The 18,142-nt window shown below is 33.2% G+C and carries 17 protein-coding genes; 11 read left to right on the top strand and 6 right to left on the bottom strand.

Features of this window, described 5'->3' with window-relative positions:
- Window positions 1-46: 46 nt before the first annotated feature.
- Complete coding sequence (locus FAR12_RS17570; RefSeq protein ID WP_126410116.1) at window positions 47-775, top strand: hypothetical protein; 729 nt, start codon at window positions 47-49, stop codon at window positions 773-775.
- A 20-nt stretch (window positions 776-795) separates the two neighbouring features.
- On the opposite strand, the gene FAR12_RS17575 is transcribed toward FAR12_RS17570, so the two are convergent.
- Together FAR12_RS17575 and FAR12_RS17580 are read right to left on the bottom strand one after the other, a co-directional pair.
- On the bottom strand, window positions 796-3,681 hold the full coding sequence (locus FAR12_RS17575) for a type IV secretory system conjugative DNA transfer family protein (RefSeq protein ID WP_158318930.1): 2,886 nt from the start codon (window positions 3,679-3,681) through the stop codon (window positions 796-798).
- Entirely contained in the window at window positions 3,681-5,132 is a 1,452-nt protein-coding gene (locus tag FAR12_RS17580; RefSeq protein ID WP_158318929.1) for a replication-relaxation family protein, read from the bottom strand. Before FAR12_RS17580 ends, FAR12_RS17575 begins: the two co-directional genes overlap by 1 nt.
- Window positions 5,133-6,486: 1,354 nt before the next feature.
- Here FAR12_RS17580 and FAR12_RS17585 point away from each other — a divergent pair.
- Window positions 6,487-6,897 (top strand): hypothetical protein, encoded by a 411-nt coding sequence (locus FAR12_RS17585; RefSeq protein WP_126410119.1) that lies wholly within the window; start codon window positions 6,487-6,489, stop codon window positions 6,895-6,897.
- A gap of 22 nt (window positions 6,898-6,919) precedes the next feature.
- The gene (locus FAR12_RS17590) at window positions 6,920-8,377 is read left to right on the top strand and encodes an FtsZ/tubulin family protein (protein WP_126410120.1); all 1,458 of its coding nucleotides are present in this window, start codon (window positions 6,920-6,922) and stop codon (window positions 8,375-8,377) included.
- A 56-nt stretch (window positions 8,378-8,433) separates the two neighbouring features.
- Here the strand turns inward: FAR12_RS17590 and FAR12_RS17595 are convergent, their stop codons facing one another.
- Together FAR12_RS17595 and FAR12_RS17600 are read right to left on the bottom strand one after the other, a co-directional pair.
- Window positions 8,434-8,574: a helix-turn-helix domain-containing protein gene (locus FAR12_RS17595; protein ID WP_136833245.1), complete on the bottom strand. Its 141-nt coding sequence runs from the start codon at window positions 8,572-8,574 to the stop codon at window positions 8,434-8,436.
- Between the two features lie 133 nt (window positions 8,575-8,707).
- Entirely contained in the window at window positions 8,708-9,085 is a 378-nt protein-coding gene (locus FAR12_RS17600) for a hypothetical protein (RefSeq protein ID WP_170209295.1), read from the bottom strand.
- Between the two features lie 494 nt (window positions 9,086-9,579).
- On the opposite strand from FAR12_RS17600, the gene FAR12_RS17605 reads away from it, so the two are divergent.
- The 8 genes from FAR12_RS17605 to FAR12_RS17645 all read left to right on the top strand — a co-directional run bounded on the left by FAR12_RS17605 (window position 9,580) and on the right by FAR12_RS17645 (window position 15,328).
- Window positions 9,580-10,506 (top strand): hypothetical protein, encoded by a 927-nt coding sequence (locus tag FAR12_RS17605; protein WP_126410121.1) that lies wholly within the window; start codon window positions 9,580-9,582, stop codon window positions 10,504-10,506.
- An 835-nt stretch (window positions 10,507-11,341) separates the two neighbouring features.
- Entirely contained in the window at window positions 11,342-12,100 is a 759-nt protein-coding gene (gene tatC / locus FAR12_RS17615; RefSeq protein ID WP_126410122.1) for a twin-arginine translocase subunit TatC, read from the top strand.
- 13 nt (window positions 12,101-12,113) lie between these two features.
- Window positions 12,114-12,335, top strand: a complete 222-nt coding sequence (locus FAR12_RS17620) for a twin-arginine translocase TatA/TatE family subunit (RefSeq protein ID WP_126410123.1) — start codon at window positions 12,114-12,116, stop codon at window positions 12,333-12,335.
- Entirely contained in the window at window positions 12,335-12,853 is a 519-nt protein-coding gene (locus FAR12_RS17625; RefSeq protein WP_170972244.1) for a MauE/DoxX family redox-associated membrane protein, read from the top strand. Before FAR12_RS17620 ends, FAR12_RS17625 begins: the two co-directional genes overlap by 1 nt.
- Window positions 12,854-12,866: 13 nt before the next feature.
- Window positions 12,867-13,457, top strand: a complete 591-nt coding sequence (locus FAR12_RS17630) for a TlpA family protein disulfide reductase (RefSeq protein ID WP_246010432.1) — start codon at window positions 12,867-12,869, stop codon at window positions 13,455-13,457.
- Window positions 13,457-13,870 (top strand): hypothetical protein, encoded by a 414-nt coding sequence (locus FAR12_RS17635; protein ID WP_126410125.1) that lies wholly within the window; start codon window positions 13,457-13,459, stop codon window positions 13,868-13,870. The genes FAR12_RS17630 and FAR12_RS17635 overlap by 1 nt, the downstream gene beginning before the upstream one ends.
- Window positions 13,871-14,058: 188 nt before the next feature.
- Complete coding sequence (locus FAR12_RS17640; RefSeq protein WP_126410126.1) at window positions 14,059-14,667, top strand: hypothetical protein; 609 nt, start codon at window positions 14,059-14,061, stop codon at window positions 14,665-14,667.
- A gap of 88 nt (window positions 14,668-14,755) precedes the next feature.
- Window positions 14,756-15,328 carry a DUF4871 domain-containing protein gene (locus FAR12_RS17645; protein WP_246010433.1) on the top strand — a complete coding sequence of 191 codons (573 nt, stop codon included), beginning with the start codon at window positions 14,756-14,758 and terminating at the stop codon, window positions 15,326-15,328.
- A gap of 265 nt (window positions 15,329-15,593) precedes the next feature.
- On the opposite strand, the gene xerS is transcribed toward FAR12_RS17645, so the two are convergent.
- Together xerS and FAR12_RS17655 are read right to left on the bottom strand one after the other, a co-directional pair.
- The gene (xerS, locus tag FAR12_RS17650) at window positions 15,594-16,661 is read right to left on the bottom strand and encodes a tyrosine recombinase XerS (protein WP_126410128.1); all 1,068 of its coding nucleotides are present in this window, start codon (window positions 16,659-16,661) and stop codon (window positions 15,594-15,596) included.
- A 151-nt stretch (window positions 16,662-16,812) separates the two neighbouring features.
- Window positions 16,813-17,424 carry a hypothetical protein gene (locus tag FAR12_RS17655; RefSeq protein WP_126410129.1) on the bottom strand — a complete coding sequence of 204 codons (612 nt, stop codon included), beginning with the start codon at window positions 17,422-17,424 and terminating at the stop codon, window positions 16,813-16,815.
- Window positions 17,425-18,142 lie beyond the last annotated feature (718 nt).

Raw genomic sequence — 18,142 nt, forward strand, 5'->3', positions numbered from 1 at the left:
ATTATGTGGAATAGTCCGCTATTTAGAATGAAACAGGGGAAATGTAATGCACGAATCTAAAATTAAAATTCTTATTGGTGACAAATATACGGATAATCCCATAATTAATTACTTGAACTACTGGATACTAGGCAAAGAAAATAGACAGAGATATAACCAGGACAAGTGGAGAAAGAAATATGATTTAGATGTTATTTGGTTAGAAGGAGATTTGAACGCTGATACTATTTTTTCTTTATGGATGCCACTTAAAATGTGCTTACAATGCTTAAATCCAGATATCTTTGAGAAAAGTGGACCTATGAGAAAACCACTCAAAAACCAATATTGGTTTAAAAAAATCATTGAAGAAATCGATACCTATTTACCGCCTAGTGATGATCTGGTCAAAGAGTTATATAAATTTGCTGAATTAGCTTCAACAAAGGCAAATGTAATGAGACTACCAGCTAGAAGAATGCAGGTGCGTGGGATAAAATACTTCGATCAAATGCCTAAAACACTGTATGAATGCTTTAAGGATGGGAATTTTACTAAGTATTTCAATTACAACGATGAAGAGGTAATGGAGTGGATTAAAGAAGAAAAATTGAAGGTGTTCTTTGAAGGAAATACTATATCAAACCATACTATTAAACCATTAATAGGCAATTTACATCCTTCCCAATGCAAATGGCTAAAAGAAAAAGAGAATATCCTACAAATGCTTAAAACGTTTAATGAAGTTTTAACCTACAGGTCTCGATTAATAAAAACAAGCCCTCCTCTCAGTTGAGAAAAGGGCTTATTTTATACTCATTTATCTTGGTGAACATTTTTCTTTAAATCATTGAAAAAGCTTAAAGCATTATTATCTAGTTCCACTTCTTTCAACTGACCCGCTTCTTCTTCTCTAATAGGAATAGAGTCACTTTCTGCAAGTGGTAGTGCATTCTTGTCCTCATTGTTTGTAGAGAATGAATTTGTAAAAGACTGTTCCTGCTTGGGTTGTTCCTTTTTAGGAGCAATCACTTGATTAATCTTCTCCTTACCAGCCGTTCCAAACGCTGCAGAAAAGCTCATTGTTGCTTGTTGTACTTTTTCTTCAACCTTTGGTGCATGGAAAGGTGACTCAACAACAGGTGGAGGTGTCGGTGCACTTGGAGCAGCTTCGACTTTGATTGGCTCTACTGGTCGCACATCCACTTTTACGGGTTGTTCCGTTTGGACAGATTGAGCGTCTTCAACCGTAACGGCCGCTTCTTCATTTGTACTTGCCATAAAGTATTTACTACGGTCAGGAGCGGGTTTCCCTTCTTCCTGAGTAAAGGGCTTGAATCGGTTTACTTTCCCCACTTCTTCCGCACTTACTTCTTTTTCTATATTGCGGATTTCATCCTGCGCCTGGTCGATACTCGCAAGCTCCTTACGTAACTTATCGATTGGAGTTTCTTCATCATCAGACTCCATCACTACTACATTCGATTCGTCCTCTTCTCTCCAATATTTCAAGAAAAGCTCCGTCGCTCTCTTATCCAATGCCTTTTTCCATTTCTTCGCATTCGAAGGATCAACAAAATCCCCTACTGCACGAATTGCCTTTTTCGGTGATTTCTCATCTACCATTCGGATGTAAGAATAACGGAACTCTTGGAACATAATATCATCTGAAGTAGCAATTTCTTTTTCTTTTAATGCTATTGATTCAGATACAGAGAATGATGGTGAATCCATGTAAGTAGGTGTATAACTTTCTCGAATTTGTAATTCCTCTACGATTTCAGTACCCAAGTATTTTGACAGAAGTTCAGTGTCGTACACACTCGTTCCACCATAAACGATAGTATTACGAATTGTACCTAGCATTGACTCTGTAAATCGGTCACCAAATTTAACCCCGAACTGTGTAAGGGACTGACAAGCTACCAATGGAGCAAACTTAAATTTACGACCTTGTGAAGTCAGCTGTAAGAAAGCTTCATTCATGTAATCATAGAATTCATCCGCATATAAAGATATCAATGAACGTGTTTTTTCTGTTCCCGGACGACGGAATACAGCATTTTGCACACAAAGTAAAACCAACTTACCGAAAATAGCTGATAAAGCCTTTAAGTTTGCTAAATCTGTATTTACTAATAAAATTCCGCCTTTAGTAAATAGTTTTGTTAAATCAACACCATTTTCTGCATAAAGAATACGTGCTAGATATGGGTTTTTTGTAATATCGGATAGTAAGTTACGGGTTTGACGAGTAAATTCAAACTGTAAATCAATAACTTTAGGTTTATGTGCATGTTCGTGTCCAGCGGGATACTTTTCAACCATTCCTTCTCTATCGGATTGTACTGATAATCCTTCATTTCTAAACCAACGAACGACCTTTTGAACAATAATCCAATGAATGCGACCATCTTGGTCTAATGAATCTATGGTGTCTTTTGAAGGTATTTTACTTTCCAACTCTTCTAATAAATCCATTGCCTTACGAGGGTCTTGGTATAAATCATCAAGGTCAAGAATTGTACAATTATCACCTTTAACAAACTTTAATAAATAGACATAGTGCTTTAAAACCGCACGAGCTGCTTGTTTAAAGAATTCATCTTTTGTTTCGGCTATCGATTCTAATACCGCCGTTATAGTTTCCACTACTTCAGCTGTTGGACCGATCATCATATTAAAACCTGGTGTATTTTTGTTACTAGGGTCAAGATAAACAATTAACTCTTTTGGAATATCATGTTCAATTGCCAATTCATAAGCATCATCACATAAATCTTTTGCAGGCTCGATAATAATAGAGCCGATTAGATGATTAGCCATCGCCTTTTGAAATTCGGGAGTACCATACCCAAACTTCTTAACATATCTAGGATACGCATTAATCGTCCGTTGCAAATGCCCCAAATCTGTTCGATAAGCCGTTTTAATTTTTATAGACGTCTTACCAGAACCAGGTGGACCGATAAGCATTGTACCTGTCTGCCTTGCTTCCCCTTCCAGAATAACAGGAGCATTCGTCTCTGCGTTACGAGCTAATTGAATGTCGGGGAGTTCGTTAACATCCGATTCTCCAAAACGACCAATCCAACTGGATTCATATTTATATGTTCTAAACCATTCTTGAATACGCTTGTCCTCTTTGTATTGGCCGTATAACCATGAAGAAAAACTAATCATTACTCCGATAGGTAAAATCATGAGTAAGTAGCCCACCATTTGTAAAGCTCCAATGTGCATCATGGCTTGATATTGAACGTCAATAGTATAGTGATATGCGACCACTTTTTCATAACCGATATCCAGGATCTGTCTCATTGAATATAAGATAATGATTAAACAAAAACTAATCCACGTTACTAGAAAACTTATAGCACGTCTTCTTACTGTCTCATTGGTTACTTTCACACGAGTACCGAATAACCAAGTACCCCACACCCACGCCATTGCTATTACTCCCGCTATATACGAAAGCTCATTAGGGGTTGTGTAAAAGGAGAATGGGGCTAAATATCCGATAATCGGTAGCGTCTTCTGTACAGCCTTATCCGTCCATTCAGGATGAAGAAGAAAAACAGACAAACTCATCAGAAAATATGAATTTAGAATGTTAAGGCTAATAACATGTAAGACAATACTCGCCCACATCGGAACCTTTTTATTTTCAAGTACAAAACGAATAACAGGATTACTGGACATTATAACAACACCTCCACCCATTTTACTTGTCGATGTTTCCGTTGTTCATGTCTAGCCTTGCCCCATTTCCCGCTCCCTTTAATTTCTTCATAGGACACATAGAAAATATCATCATCCATTGTTCGTACATCTTGGTAGAATGAATCATTTGGGTATATTAGAATGTATTGAATTTCGGAGAACATAGACAAATGTCCTTCCTTTAACCATCGCTTAATCGCTTGAATCTTAATAATAGGATTGACCCACCCGTACATACCGTAGAATACGATCTGTAAGATAGGACTTTCCTGCTGCTTCATGATAATTGCGTCTGGTTGAACCGGTAATTTGAACCGTTCTATCGTTTTATCAACATCAAGTATAGAGGCTTCCCCTACATTAGACGATTCCACGTACCCTTTAAACAAAGTAGTAAACTGCTCTTCGTCGATCATTTCTTCTCCACGTAACAATTCTTTATCTCGTTCAAAATAAAGCATGCTGATATCATGTGTCAGTTGAGGATCACCTTGAAAAAGTTGAATATGATTCTGAATTACCTCTAACTCAAACGCGTGAGATAACGTATCACGAATCATTCTATGTCTCATATCTCCCGCTTTCTTCGGTGTATAAAACACGGAAATTGCTTTCGGTTTGTAAGATTCAGGTAGCTTCTTGTACCCTTCCCACTTATCCACTAGCTCTGTACGGCTCATATTTCCACGGTCACATTCCACACACAATATCGGCTGTAAGCTAATATCAGGAAAGGCATCCTTCCGGTAGAAGTAAGGGTACAGTAGAGGATTGTTAGCTACATTTTGTTTCGTACGTTCCTTTGTTGCCTCATCCGCTTCAAGGAATAACCAATCGGGCTTAACACGAACGGTGTCCTCCTCTTCTTCTACGAACGGAAACCTTTTCCACTCACAATGAAACAGTTCGGGCCGTTTGGCTCGAATGTTCATCACCCATTCTTGTAGTTCGTAATGATGATTGTGTTGACTACGCACCTTTAGATCATCAATGGTGTAATGCTCCTTCTTTTCATCATACTGAGGGACATACTCCATTACTTCCAGTACGTTTTCTGTTAAAATCCGTAAGCCGAAGGCTGACAAACTATAGAGTTTGACGGGACTTGTTTTGATTCCCGCTTTCACATTGACTGTAAGAACTCTTCTTTCCGCAAGTGTTTTCAAGCGATTCCGAATGGAGTTCTCATGTAAGTGTGGGAACCATCCCCTCTTCAGCTGAGCGGACGTGAGTGCTCGATGTTCATAAAGAGCTAACAGAATCTTGTAGTCAATGTCACTGTTCCGCTCGGTAAATTGCCGAACGTCGGCCGCGTCGTACGCTTTGTTGCGATGGGTAGCTTTTGTCTCAATAGTTGTTTCGATCAAAGTTGCTGCCACTCCTTTGTTTTCGTGTTGCTCTTGTGTTTCTTGTGGCTCCATCGTTTCCATGTATGACCTCCTTTTACGCAAAAAGACGCAACGAAACAAACCTGTGTACCAGGAATGCCTCATTGCGTCTTCCGCCTCTGAAACTATGAATTAGTTTAATTCAATTGTATCAATACAGTACAACGGAAACAGCCATTTTGTCAATGAATCGTACGCCCGCTTTTCGTTCAAGTAAGTTCAACCAAAATATACGAAAGTTCTCCAATAGTAAAAAGGAACAAGAAAACAGGTAAAGCCAACTAGCGAAGAAACAGCCCCAAGAAAATCGACAACCGACGAAACATAGATTGTCTAGCTCCGCGTATAAAAATTTAGGGGAATTCTAATTTCGATAGAATACTTGAGAGTGAATAAAAAATTACTAGATGTACCAATAGATACACTGAAGATTTCCATTGATGAATTACCATATGAAAGTGACTATTAGTTGGAAATTAAGGTTATGAACTTATTCATTATCTATTTCGTAGCATGATTCAGATAGAATACTCATAATTAAAATTCATAATTAAGTTTCATAGGCAAATTCATAATAAAATCACATATCTATTCATAAGGTGATTCATTATAAAAAGGGTTAGAAGTTCATATCCAAATACATAGAAAAATATCTCGAAATAATTGGTTGTAATTAGTGTATAAGGGAATATCAATTTTAAGGAAGTTATTAAGAGCAAGTTGCTGGATCGCTGAGTCCAAAATGGGTTAATCATGATTAGATAAGGTTCGTAGAAGGAATAAGTAGATACTTCAACCTAGTACAACGAAATGCTACGAAAAACTTCGTTGAATTGATAGAGAACGATGTAAACCAAGGAATGTATAGGAATCTCTCAAAGTCTCATAATAAACACCAGGCTTCTTGTGAAAAGCTGTAAGTAATTGAAGCGAGTAGACTGTCACACGGAATGAAAAATAGAGAACAGCATATGGATTGTAGAAACGAACTCATAGAATCTTATATGAGAGTCTATGAGTGAAAAATGAAATATTAAATATTTCAAGTATGAAGTTAAACCATTGATAATAAAGGGTATACCAATAGAATCTGAATGTAGAGTCTATATCGATTTTTAGATGTATAAATTCCTTAGAATAAGAGCGGTTTTCTAAAAAAATACCCATTTTTGAGAAATTTGCTAGAAAATGAACAGATTTTATATTTGAATTTTGAATGTAATCACCATTTAATCTTATATAGAATCTTAATATAGAGTCTATATTTAAAGCTAATATTATCAATGAAATAATGGATATTTATAAAACAAAAATATTTTACATTATTTAAAATAGAGTCTAGAATTAGACTCTAATATATTGTATGATAGAAAAAAATACTAAAGGAGGATAATTATTGGATATTACTCTTCACAAGAAACATAACACGATACATTTTCAACCTGAAGTAATTCAAATGTTTGCTGATATAGTTGAAGCCGATGAATCCACTAGAAAGATTCTTCTTTTTATCGGCAAAATGGAAAAACAAAGAAAAACAGATAATAGCAGCTTTAAAGGAATCACTATCAAAGAGATCGTTGAAAACGTTGAAGTTGAAAGAAAAACAAAAATCAGGAAGAAACAAAACTCCAAATACGAAGTGACTAAAACTAACCTACATAGAAAGACAGCTGAACACCAAATTGATAAGTTATCTGATATGTCACTACTCTTCCACGAATCAATCAAACCTTATAAGTTGCTATTTCTTACGGGTAGAGGTTGGCAAGTCATCGAAGAATTGGTTAAAAGAAGGCAAAAATAAAAACACACGGAGGTAGAATGATATGTTGTTTACAAATAACTCCCCTGCAATAAATATGACAATGGTTGGTTTTGGACAAGCTGGAACAAGAATGGCTGATGTATTTGCAGGTATTAAGAAAAATGATGGAACACCTGTTTATAATTGTTTAGCTTTAAATAGTAATGATGGTGACTTAAAGGGATTAAAAAATATTCCTGCTAGTAATCAAGTTTCTTTGGATTTAGGTGGTCTAGGCAAAAATCCTGAAAAGGCTATGAGAATCCTAGATGAGAATGGAAATGCAAAGGAAAAACTAAAGCAGTTCATTACAGAGAGAGTTCGCCCAAGCGATGATCTAGTTTTATTCTTTGCTGGACTTGGTGGAGGAACTGGAACATCGACCATTATAAAAGCTATTGAAGAATTTAACGATTTTCATAATAAGCCAATCATTAAAGAAGAGTTAATTAAGATTCAAAAGAAAACAGATCCAGCCGAATTTAAGAATAATCTTAAGAAGTATATGGCACAAGCGGTTAAAAATGCAGAAGAAAAGTCAGTCAAAATAGGTGTTGTTGTTACCTTACCTGTTCGTGAAGATGGACCGGATGTATTAAGACAAGTAAACGATTTTACTCAAACAATTTGGAAATTAGCAAAGGATAAGTCAAAAGGGATTGCGTTCGTTATTTTTGCTGACAATCAGAAGTTTGCAGATGAATTTGATAGTCTACCCGATAATATTAAGCATGGTTTAAAGATTGATAATTATAGAGATTATTCTAATATCCAAATACGTAATGTTATTCATGAATTAAACACAGCTACTACTGGTGGTGGAACTTCGGTCACTTTTGATAAAGAAGATTTCAAACGTGTAATTTTAGAACATCAAGGATGCCTGGTTATTAATAGAATCGAGGCCGATATTCAGAGTGTTAACAATGAACATGATATAAAGAAAATGTTTACTGATTCTATCAAAGATAGCCTACTTCATGAACCTGTTCAATTAGTAGAAAAACAAGAAAATGGAGAGTTAGCGGCTTCAAAAGTACATCATTTAGGATTGCTTGCAGTTATTTCGCCAGATAAAAAGATCCCTAGCTCGTTTATGGATCAATCGAAGAAAGCTGTTATTGAAGAGATTCCTTTAAGTGGTACGGTATTTAATGGTTACCTTGAAGAAAAAAATAATCGTAAGGCTATTGTTTATACGTTTTTCAAAACAGAAGGACTTCCATCAAGATTGGTTAAAGGGTTAGTCGAGGAATATAAGGAATATCGTGAAAAACAACAAAAATTCGCTTTTAAAAACTCTTCAATCGAATCCATTGCAGCAACTATTGAAGAAGATGATAATTTTGATTTTGATATGGATATTGATCTATCTGATTTAGGGATTGTCTTAGACGGTGAGTCAACTAAGGAAGAAGTAAAAAAAGATGAAGAACATTTTGTTGATATTGATGCATTAGACTTTGATAATATAGATTAATTGTTTAAGGAGAGCAAAGGAGAGCAAAGGAGAGCTCTCCTCTTTTTGTTTATACATTACTTCTCTCTATGTTCATTAACGACCTTCCATACATAGTTTGTTCTGGTTTTTAATTTACGAGCAATTGCAGCCTGTGTCATACCTTTACTGTACAATCTTAAAATTTGCTCTTTTAATGTCATTTTTTCGTATAGCATATGAAACTCCCCTTTTACTAGTTTTCCAAATTATAGCTTGTTATTCAATTTTGTGTAAGTAATTGGAGTGTTGTGTTCTTATGTTGTGATTGAAGTGAATAAACAAAAAAAGCCTATCCTAAGATAGGTCATTCTACTTTAAATGCTCATTTACTAGTTCTTGAATTACCTCTATTTCGGATTTTTTTAGAAACTCTTCTAACTTGTTAGTCATACCATCAATTGATTTAAATGTATGTTCTTTCATATAAGATTCTAAATCTTTAGCACTCCGTTTTCTCGATTCCCAAAAGATGAACTCTTTATGTTCATCGAGGAGCTGTTCAAATTCCTCATCCCTGCTTTCATCTAAGTATTTTTGTATCCTACCGGGTGTTAATCCAAGAGCATCCATTAAACCGACACCCTTTTCTCCTAAGATTAGTTTTTCCATGCTGTTTGTTACTTTTTTGATTTCTGGATCTTTATCCATTTGCGTATACTTGATGTTTGTTATTTTATTTTCATCCACATTATCAACCTCTTTTCATGAATACACTAGTATAATTCCCAAAATATTAATCTATTATACATTCTATTCTATCTATAATGGCCATTTACCGGGCTACGAAGTTTTTTTTTTTTTGATGTTTTTCGTGAGTTTTCGTGAGTTTTCGCAATAACTAGATTCATCCAATCTTACTATCCACAAGATATTCAATGATTCTTATGAATTTCAACGAATTTTTTCGTTACACTTCGTTCGTTTAACTAACATTAACGAAGTGTAACGAATTATAATTTAGTTAGAATTAGATAATCTTCATTTAACTTGTTTTTTAACTAAGTTAAATTTCGTTGCTCTTGGATATATTGTATTTTTCGTTAATTTTCGTGATTTGGTATATTTTTTTAAAATAATTTGCTATTATTTTAGTAACTAGTCACATTTGTGAGTGATTTTGAACGAAAATATTAGTTTGGATTCGTTTCGAACAAATTCGTGGAGATTGGAGGGGGATCGTAATGGCAAATGAAATTAAAATAATCGAAAATGAATCAGATTTCATATTAAAAATAGAAGAAGATCTAAAGTTTGATAGTCTATATCAATTAATCGTAGAAAGAGATCAATTAAAAAAGGAGTTATTCTCTGAGAGCTTTCTTTCAATATTAGAGAAGGACATTCATAGATGGTATAGTGTTGCAGAAGCAGGGAAGGTATTAGGCGGGGACAAGCCAATTCCTCCAAGTTCTTTGACATATTACATTGATAGCTTAAGAGAATATATAATTCCTGAAGATGCTCCATCAAATAAGTATATTAGATTGAATTACTTATCATTATTAAAAATGAAAATGGTATTGCTACTTAAAGATGAATTTAGACTGAATGGTTTAAGAGCAGAATTGGGGTTAGTAGGGAATCCAAAGCAAGTAGTATCTCGTAACAATAGTAATATACCATCAACAGAGGTAAACGGGAGCCTGGAAGAAAGACTGGAAAAGCTTGAAATGATGAATGAGTTTCTATTCAATTTATTAATTGAAAAAGGAGAAGGGGACCAGCTGCAATTAAAAGGGGCACTTGAATCCTTGTTAAACTCTGAAACAAAGTTACTCGAAGACCAAAGCTCACTTTTTCAAAAATTAGAAGATCAAGAGGAAACAATAGAGCAACTCTTTGAAAGTAACAGAAAGTTGACTGAAATCATTGAGAATACAGAGAAGAAGACTAATAGTATAGTAGAAAAAATAGAAGTAAGCGAAAAAGATAGAGAAAAAATCCAAGAAAGTGAAAAGCAACTTACATTATTAAAGGAAACCTTGAAAGCTCGACAGCAAGCGGAAATGGAGTTTGAATCTAAAGGATTTCTTAAGAGGCTTAAAATAAATAGAAGTGAATTTATAGATGCAAGAGTAAGGGAACTTCTAACAGAATGGATTAAATAAGAGGAGGGGAAGGCATATAATCAATATACTTCATTTTCCATTGCAAATTTTTTCAAAAATTGATAGTATCTTTACAGGGAATGAATATCCTCGTATTCATTCTTCCTAAGTGTGTGTGAAAGCCAGGATCAGATTTATCTGTTCCTGGCTTTCCTTATTTGTATTGAACGCCCGTTGTTAGGGTACTAGTAGACCTGGTATAAAGTTCATTTAATGTAGAGGGAACTGTTCCTTCTTAAAGGAAACTCACTTTTACTGAACTGTATTAAGAAAATAATTTTTAAAAAAATTAGATAATTAGATTTTCATTACTATTCGAGCCGGCAAATTTAAATATAGCAAAAAGTGAGATAACCACTACTGGAAAAGTCCAAATGGTGCGTATCATTTTCCTTCTATAACTCAATTTATAATGAAAAAAACAGATACTTTATCTTATAACCTTCAAGTCTGGCTCATCGTATACGATTTATGAATACCTAAGTTTCTTACAAAAGGAGAAATTGAATACTTACGCGAATCTTGCTTCACGCCAATGGAAAAAGCCTAATTCGAAATTATGTTTTTAACTGGATGTAGTATTGGAGAAATTTCTTTAGAGAAAAACAGCATTAATTGGTCAAATCGATCAGCTGTTGTCAGTGGAAAAGGAGATAAGGAAAGGGAAGATGCACTCACACTCGGAAGTTTCCATAATTTCCACCATTAGCTTTAACGATAGATAGTTTATGAAATAGGAAAAAAGAACTAAATTCTAAATATTCAAAAAATATGTTTGATTTAAATATAGTTTCTATTATAATGTGAAATTAGAATATATGTAAATTAATAGGAGGTGATAGAGATTGAGTTTGAAATTGAAAAGGAAGTAGAGGATACTAATCAGACTTTTTTAGAACATGCTCAAGAATTTCGAAAAAGAATGCTTTATGTACTAGGCTGCTTTATATCATTTTTCGTTATTACATATTTTACTTCTCCTTATTTTATTGATCTCATAAAAAAATCCGCAACAGGTTACAATGTTACCTTAAATATCTTCAAAGTCACCGAGTCCGTCTCAATCTATATAAAGACAATGCTTTTTCAATCCATTTGTATAACACTCCCTATGTTATTTTTCCAACTATATTTATTTATCAAACCAACATTAAATAGACAAACTCGAAGAATAGTTCTAATGACAATTCCATTTGTGTCAGCACTTTTTTTTATTGGAGCTTTATTGAGTTATAAATTAGTTCTACCTCTTTTATTTTCATTCTTTTTTAGCGCATCTGACTCTCTTGGCATGAATACAGTTTATAGTTTTTCGGATTTCTTTCTATTTACATTTTCTATTTGTGTTATATTTGGCGTAATTTTTGAACTTCCTGCAATTTTACTGTTTTTAACAATGATTAATATTGTCACACCACAAATGTTAAAAAAATATAGAAAGTTTTGTTATCCCATTCTAAGTTTATTTGCGGTAGTTGTGACTCCACCAGATTTTGTATCTGATTTAATCGTCATATGCATACTTTTCTTTTTATATGAAATCAGTATCATGTTGAGTAAATTTATTTACTCTAAAAAAAGATTTTCTAAATAGAGGAGGTGTTAAATTGCTGGGACAGATAGGAATACCAGGGATTATTATCTTATTAGTCATTTGCCTTATAGCCTTTGGTTCGAAGAACTTACCAAACATTGGTCGTTCTTTAGGAGAATCTCTTCAAGAATTTAAAAGGGGGATATCCGGATTGAAGGAGGGTATTCAATTAAAGGAAAATGAAAACTCTCAACAGACAAGATCTGCAATTTCAGAAGAAAGGAAGGAATTGTAGTGCAACTATTATATAACATTTTGGTACATTTACTTCTAATCGTACTAATAGTCTCCTCTATTCCCAAAATAATAAATTTAAAAGATTTTCTTAATTTAGTTAAAGAGTATGATTTTCTTCCCTTGCCAATTCTAAAACTCTACGGAACTATTTTGCCTTTCACGGAATTAGCAGGAGCATTTCTTCTCCCTATCAAAGGAATGTTAGTATACGCTAGTATCCTAATCTTTACAGTATTCTTAAGTATTACCATAGGGGTTGTATATATGCTAAAAACTAACAAAACTATAACATGTGGTTGTTATGGTAAATTTTTAGATTCTGATGTCTCTCAATTCACATTGATAAAATTGCTATTTTTATCATCAATTAGTTTAATGTTGGCATTTTTTCATAATCAAATTCAAGTTGAAATCGAACTGTTTTCTCTATTGGCTGGATTATTCTTAGCTACAATCTTAATTTCTACAGAAAAAATATGGAACAATCATAAAGATGTAATTAAAAATTTGAGTTAAGGGAGTGCTTTTTTTGGGGCAGGATATATTACTTTATTCAAACATTCTTCTATGGGTGTTTCAGGTGTTTATGGTATTTTTGATTATCTTGATCTTTAGACAATTCGGAACTGTATACTTAGCCAAATCGGATGCAATCGAAAGAGATGGAATTCCAATAGGTAATTTTATGGGCAAACTTGAAGGTTTATCCTATTTTTCAAACGAGCTAATTACAAACGAAACTTTTATGGGTAAACCTACTTTGCTCGGTTTCATATCACCTGGGTGTGCTCCATGCAAGGAATTGATCCCTGAATGGAATAGAGCATATCAAAAATATAACAACGAAATAAATTTTGTTTTAATTGGAGTTGGAGATAAAGAAAGTTTTTCAAAAGTAAAAGAAATTAAAAAATTGAAAGGCGAGTTATTATTAGATCCTGACAGAAATAATCTTCAAAAATGTAAAGTTAGAGTAACACCTTTCGCCTTTATATTAGATAACGAGGGTGAGGTTAAAGGGAAGGGGTTATGTAATGATATGGGCCATATTAATGGCTTGATTTCTTCACTTAAAAGTAATGTTGAAATCATTGAAAATATAGGGGAGGTAGCTCACTAATGTTTAAGTTGTTAGAGAAAATTGATAATTTCACAAAGTCAATTGCCGAAAATTTAGAAAGAAAGGTTAGTCGATCTACATTTATAAAAACATCTATGTCTACATTATTTCTTTCTATAATGGGGTTAGCCACTACTAAATCAGTTTTTGCTGCAGATATTAGTTGGTGTGAGACTTGGTATCCTCCAGAAACTGGTTGTACATTCCCTAATGGTGGAAGAGTTTGTTCGGGATGTAGTTCATCTCAATCAACTAAATGTCCTACAGGTCATACTAGCTATAAGTATTGGTATCCTACTACAGGTTGTTGGTGTGTAAATTATAGTTGGGGGGCAATGACATGTTGCGATTGTATGCCAAATGGAAAATCTGGTAATTCTAATGCCTGTGGCTGTGCCACTATATTAAGGTAAATTAAAGCTACGAAACTTTATTAGGTTTCGTAGCTTCTTATAGGCTACATTTGTTTTTATGATCTATCATAATATGATTGTAGAAATAAATATAAGGAGGTGTTCTTATGTTTCTTACAGTTGTATTATTAGGCCTACTAGCTATAGTTGCAGGAACTACAAAGATTAGTACAAATTGAGGAATGAATGTGACCTTAGAGGTCAGTCTCTTAGGTGAAGAGACGTTCAAGAAAAAGATAAAAGTTTGTTGTCACTATTTATTGGCTTCTATAATCTCAGGTGCAATTTCTGGCTTTTTTTACACTTTAATTATCTTTGTTTTTTTCTCTTGGATTCCGCATCTTATTAAGATGGCAATATTCACCTTAATGTTAGGTTTATATACTCTTGACCACTTTAATATAATAAAAGTGAAAGTTCCGGAAAGAAAGTGGCAAATACCTGTGGAATGGGTAAAGGGAAAAACGGTTCACAATATGTGGATCTGGGGTCTAATATTAGGTGCTGGTATATTCACATATTTGCCGTATGCAACTTTTTATATTCTTTACATTTATATTGGATTGTTTTTAAACCCAGTAATAGGTTTATTATTTGGAATAATATATGCCTTTTCAAGAGCACTTCCAACTATTCTGGTTGCTTTAAAAAATAAAGAATTAGAACTGATACAAATTAAAAAATTGTACCAAAATAAAACAAAAAAATACAAATATTTTAATGGTTTTTCTTTGTTAATATTTTTCGTTTTTATGATGTATGTATTTTTCAAACAATATATCATTAACCTAATATAAATGATATGTAGTGTAAGAGACACACCTCCAATATTTAGCTGATAGTAAACTATTTTCTTATTAGACCTCAAAGAAAAACTTTCATGTTATGAAAAAATTTAGATATCAACGTCATAGAAAAAAATGGACTTATAAAGGGAAGTGTTATGAAGTGAAAAAGTTTTTAGTGTTTATCATTTGTCTTATTATTTTAAGTACTGCTTGTTCAAATAAGGATACTAAAGGTGTAAATTCTAATAATAATGTTTATGCTGAAGATATTTCTGGTTGGAGTGAGAGCGCTACTTTAATAAGGAAGATCGCAACAACAGAAAATGGTGATACTGAAGAATCAGTATTTCGTATAGGGGATAATGGTAAATTAGGAATCGGTGAGTATGGACCATTTATAACTGGAAAATCCCAAAAATATATGTGGCATTTTTGGGGAAATGAAAAAACATTACTCAAGCCATTTAAGGTAGTTGGAATAAGTAAAGATAGTGATACAAAAATTACACTCTTTGAATTGCCTAAATCAACTTCACTTGCACCAGTAAATGGAGCAAGTCATTCGCTTCCTTCTACATTAAAATTACCTGAACCAGGATTATGGAAATTAGAAGCATATTTTGGAGAAGAATTATTTGGAAGTATAACCGTTTTAGTAAAAGATAAGTAAGGGTAAGATTCACTGGTATCGGCAATGGTTTCAATATTGAAAATATATTGTATTGTAAATTACTGAGTCTATTGATAATTTGGCCAATATTAAAAAACGATCCCAATTAAATCAGAGACGTTTGATAATAGATCATTCCAAGAGGCAACTATACAGGATGGACGTTATTTAAAATCCCAATATTTGCTGAATATATAATTGATAAATGAAAATTAAGAGGAAGAGAGTCTTCCTCTTAATTTTACAATGAATTGTTTAATCATCTTTATTCTTCATCAGCATGGTCTATACTTTCTTGGATATCTGTATCGAATAAATTATTGTATAACATAGTTGTACTTGGGCTTGCGTGGTCTAATATTTTTTGTAAAATCGGTATACTGTTTACTTTTTTCATATGGTTCGTTGCAAAGGTGTGACGAAGTTTATGAGCTGAAATTTGAGGCTTTCCAAAATAAACCGCATACTTTTCAATTAATTTTTGCATAGCCCTTTTAGTTAATGGCTGTGCGTTTCCTTTATAGATGCCCAAAAACAAAGCTTTGTCATCTTTTGTTGCTTTGTATCTTGAATTGCGTATTTCAAGGTAGTTGATCAGGTCCTTTGAAGCAGCTTTTGAATAGCTAACGGATCGTTTTGAACCACTTTTTCTAGATACCATGATTTTACGAGATTGAGTGTCTATATTATCAATGTCAATATCAGCTAATTCCGCGATTCTTAACCCTGTTCCGAGCAACATACTAACTATTGCGGTATCTCGCTCTCGGTTACTCTTCCAACGATTTAGCATCCTAATATTATTTTTTATTTCATCTTTCTCCCCATAATCTTCAGCGACAAACTTTCGAAAGTTCTTTATTTCCTCATCTACAAGAATATTATTCTGTACATACTCAATACGCGTATCGTCGGAATTTTCTACTGCTATAAGAGAAACTTGTGTCATTACATTTCGGTCAATATATGGCTTCCTTGTTTTCTTTATCATAGTCTTATTGAGATAATCAAATAATGACTTTAAGGCTGATAATTTTCTATTAACTGTAGTGTTTGCTAACTTTTTACCCATAAGATAGCTACGAAAATCTTCAACATCATCGAGGAAAAGGTCATTCAAAACAGATACTTTTATGTCCTTAATATCTGTCGTATTTGAATAGCCTTCCCGCTGTATCCAATAAAGAAATTCCCTAATATCACTTGAATAGGAAAGTAACGTTGTAGGTTGTAGGACACCTTTGTGTGATTCTAAAAATCTAATAATATAATACGGGAAATCTTCAATTTTTTTATCAAGAATACCTTGGCTGTATTCCCTTTGAGTTCTCATAAAAACACCCTTTCGACATTTTTCAACAAAAATTCACAGAAAAAAGTATCTATGAACAAATATTAATTACTCAAAAACTAGAATCTCCTTAAAATATATAACAATCTCAAAATCCTATTAAATATTAGATTCATTAATAGGATAGGGGGGATTATCCGAAGAAGGAGTCTATTTCTTTTTTATTTAGTAATTGATTTAAATTATTAAAACTAAAGTTTCTAAGTGTTTGATTGTTTTGTCTCAATTCTGAAATCATCTGTTGTAAAGTTCTTTGTTTTTTATCATGTTTGATAATTGTATTAATAGTTTTTATCTTTGATAAGTGTGGCTCCTTATCTGGGTTTTTCTCTAATTCTCTTTTTATATCACCAACAAACCCTTTAATAGTGGTATTCCAACAAATTACCAATAAATTTATTGCATTATGTAATTCTTTAGCAGTTGGATTCCAACTAACACTAGTAGAGGTAGGAGAATTTCCATTATTCCCACCAGCTGCTATGCTTGAAAGTGGGTTAAATTGACGTAATGATGCATGACCTAGTAAAGATAAAAAATGTGTTGCTGCGTGTGTTCCGCAAAGTAGAGAGCCTTCGGATTTTGTCACTTTATTTTTATATGTAAAACAATAATAACTATCAGTTAGAATATCTCCGGTACAACTTTTTTTTGTTTGTCCATTAAGTAACTTAACGTGTGCTACGGGTTTCAATTGATAATCATTAACAAGCTTAATTCTACTTTCTTCACCGCGGCATTTCATTTATAACGATCCCCCTAAGTTTTTACTCAACTATTGTAGTGTGACAACTCAATCATGACCTAGATGGCCCACAAGTGCCTATTGTATAGTGACTTAATTAGACATCTAACTCAAGATTGACCTGGTATTTAGTCAATGGCGCTTGTTGGGGATAACTTGCTATGACTTATTAAGAGTATAAATGATTGAGAGCCTTGATTTAATAAGGATTAGTAAAGCCACGACCAAGTTGTTTAGGTCATAATTAAGTTGTTATAGTCAGTATTGAATTGTTTGGGTCACTACTGAGTTGTTCGATGACAACTATTAAAGTTGTTTTATATTATACCATTCCTTAATCTAATGTTCATCAAATTAACATTATGTGAACATATGTAAGTTTGTTGAATTAAGAGAAGTAATTTCTCTTGTTGTTTTAAAAGTAAGTTGTACTCTGTTAAAAGTAAGTACTTCCCTCTTTAAAAGTAAGTTGTATTCTGAAAAATCAGCTAAGCTAATTAATGGGTTAAAAAATATATCTAGAGTACAACTTAGTTTTAAATCATTATCGTTTCTTAAAGTTAGAGTAATACTTACTTTTAAAGATAATAAAGGGTTTTCGGTCAGTATCAGAGAACAACTTAGTTTTAAACAAATACTCCTGAGTGTTTTATTGAAACTAAGTTGTACTCTATTTAAAATACGAATTAATTATTGAAAATCAAAAAGTAAAAAAATG

It is taken from the genome of Bacillus yapensis (assembly GCF_005280205.1).
Classification (GTDB): domain Bacteria; phylum Bacillota; class Bacilli; order Bacillales; family Cytobacillaceae; genus Robertmurraya; species Robertmurraya yapensis.

Excerpts from the sequence above, each read along its gene's own strand:
- FAR12_RS17570 (WP_126410116.1), top strand. The coding sequence starts at position 47 with ATGCACGAATCTAAAATTAAAATTCTTATTGGTGACAAATATACGGAT.
- FAR12_RS17575 (WP_158318930.1), bottom strand. The coding sequence starts at position 3,681 with ATGTCCAGTAATCCTGTTATTCGTTTTGTACTTGAAAATAAAAAGGTT.
- FAR12_RS17580 (WP_158318929.1), bottom strand. The coding sequence starts at position 5,132 with ATGGAAACGATGGAGCCACAAGAAACACAAGAGCAACACGAAAACAAA.
- FAR12_RS17590 (WP_126410120.1), top strand. The coding sequence starts at position 6,920 with ATGTTGTTTACAAATAACTCCCCTGCAATAAATATGACAATGGTTGGT.
- FAR12_RS17595 (WP_136833245.1), bottom strand. The coding sequence starts at position 8,574 with ATGCTATACGAAAAAATGACATTAAAAGAGCAAATTTTAAGATTGTAC.
- FAR12_RS17605 (WP_126410121.1), top strand. The coding sequence starts at position 9,580 with ATGGCAAATGAAATTAAAATAATCGAAAATGAATCAGATTTCATATTA.
- FAR12_RS17635 (WP_126410125.1), top strand. The coding sequence starts at position 13,457 with ATGTTTAAGTTGTTAGAGAAAATTGATAATTTCACAAAGTCAATTGCC.
- FAR12_RS17645 (WP_246010433.1), top strand. The coding sequence starts at position 14,756 with ATGAAAAAATTTAGATATCAACGTCATAGAAAAAAATGGACTTATAAA.
- xerS (WP_126410128.1), bottom strand. The coding sequence starts at position 16,661 with ATGAGAACTCAAAGGGAATACAGCCAAGGTATTCTTGATAAAAAAATT.
- FAR12_RS17655 (WP_126410129.1), bottom strand. The coding sequence starts at position 17,424 with ATGAAATGCCGCGGTGAAGAAAGTAGAATTAAGCTTGTTAATGATTAT.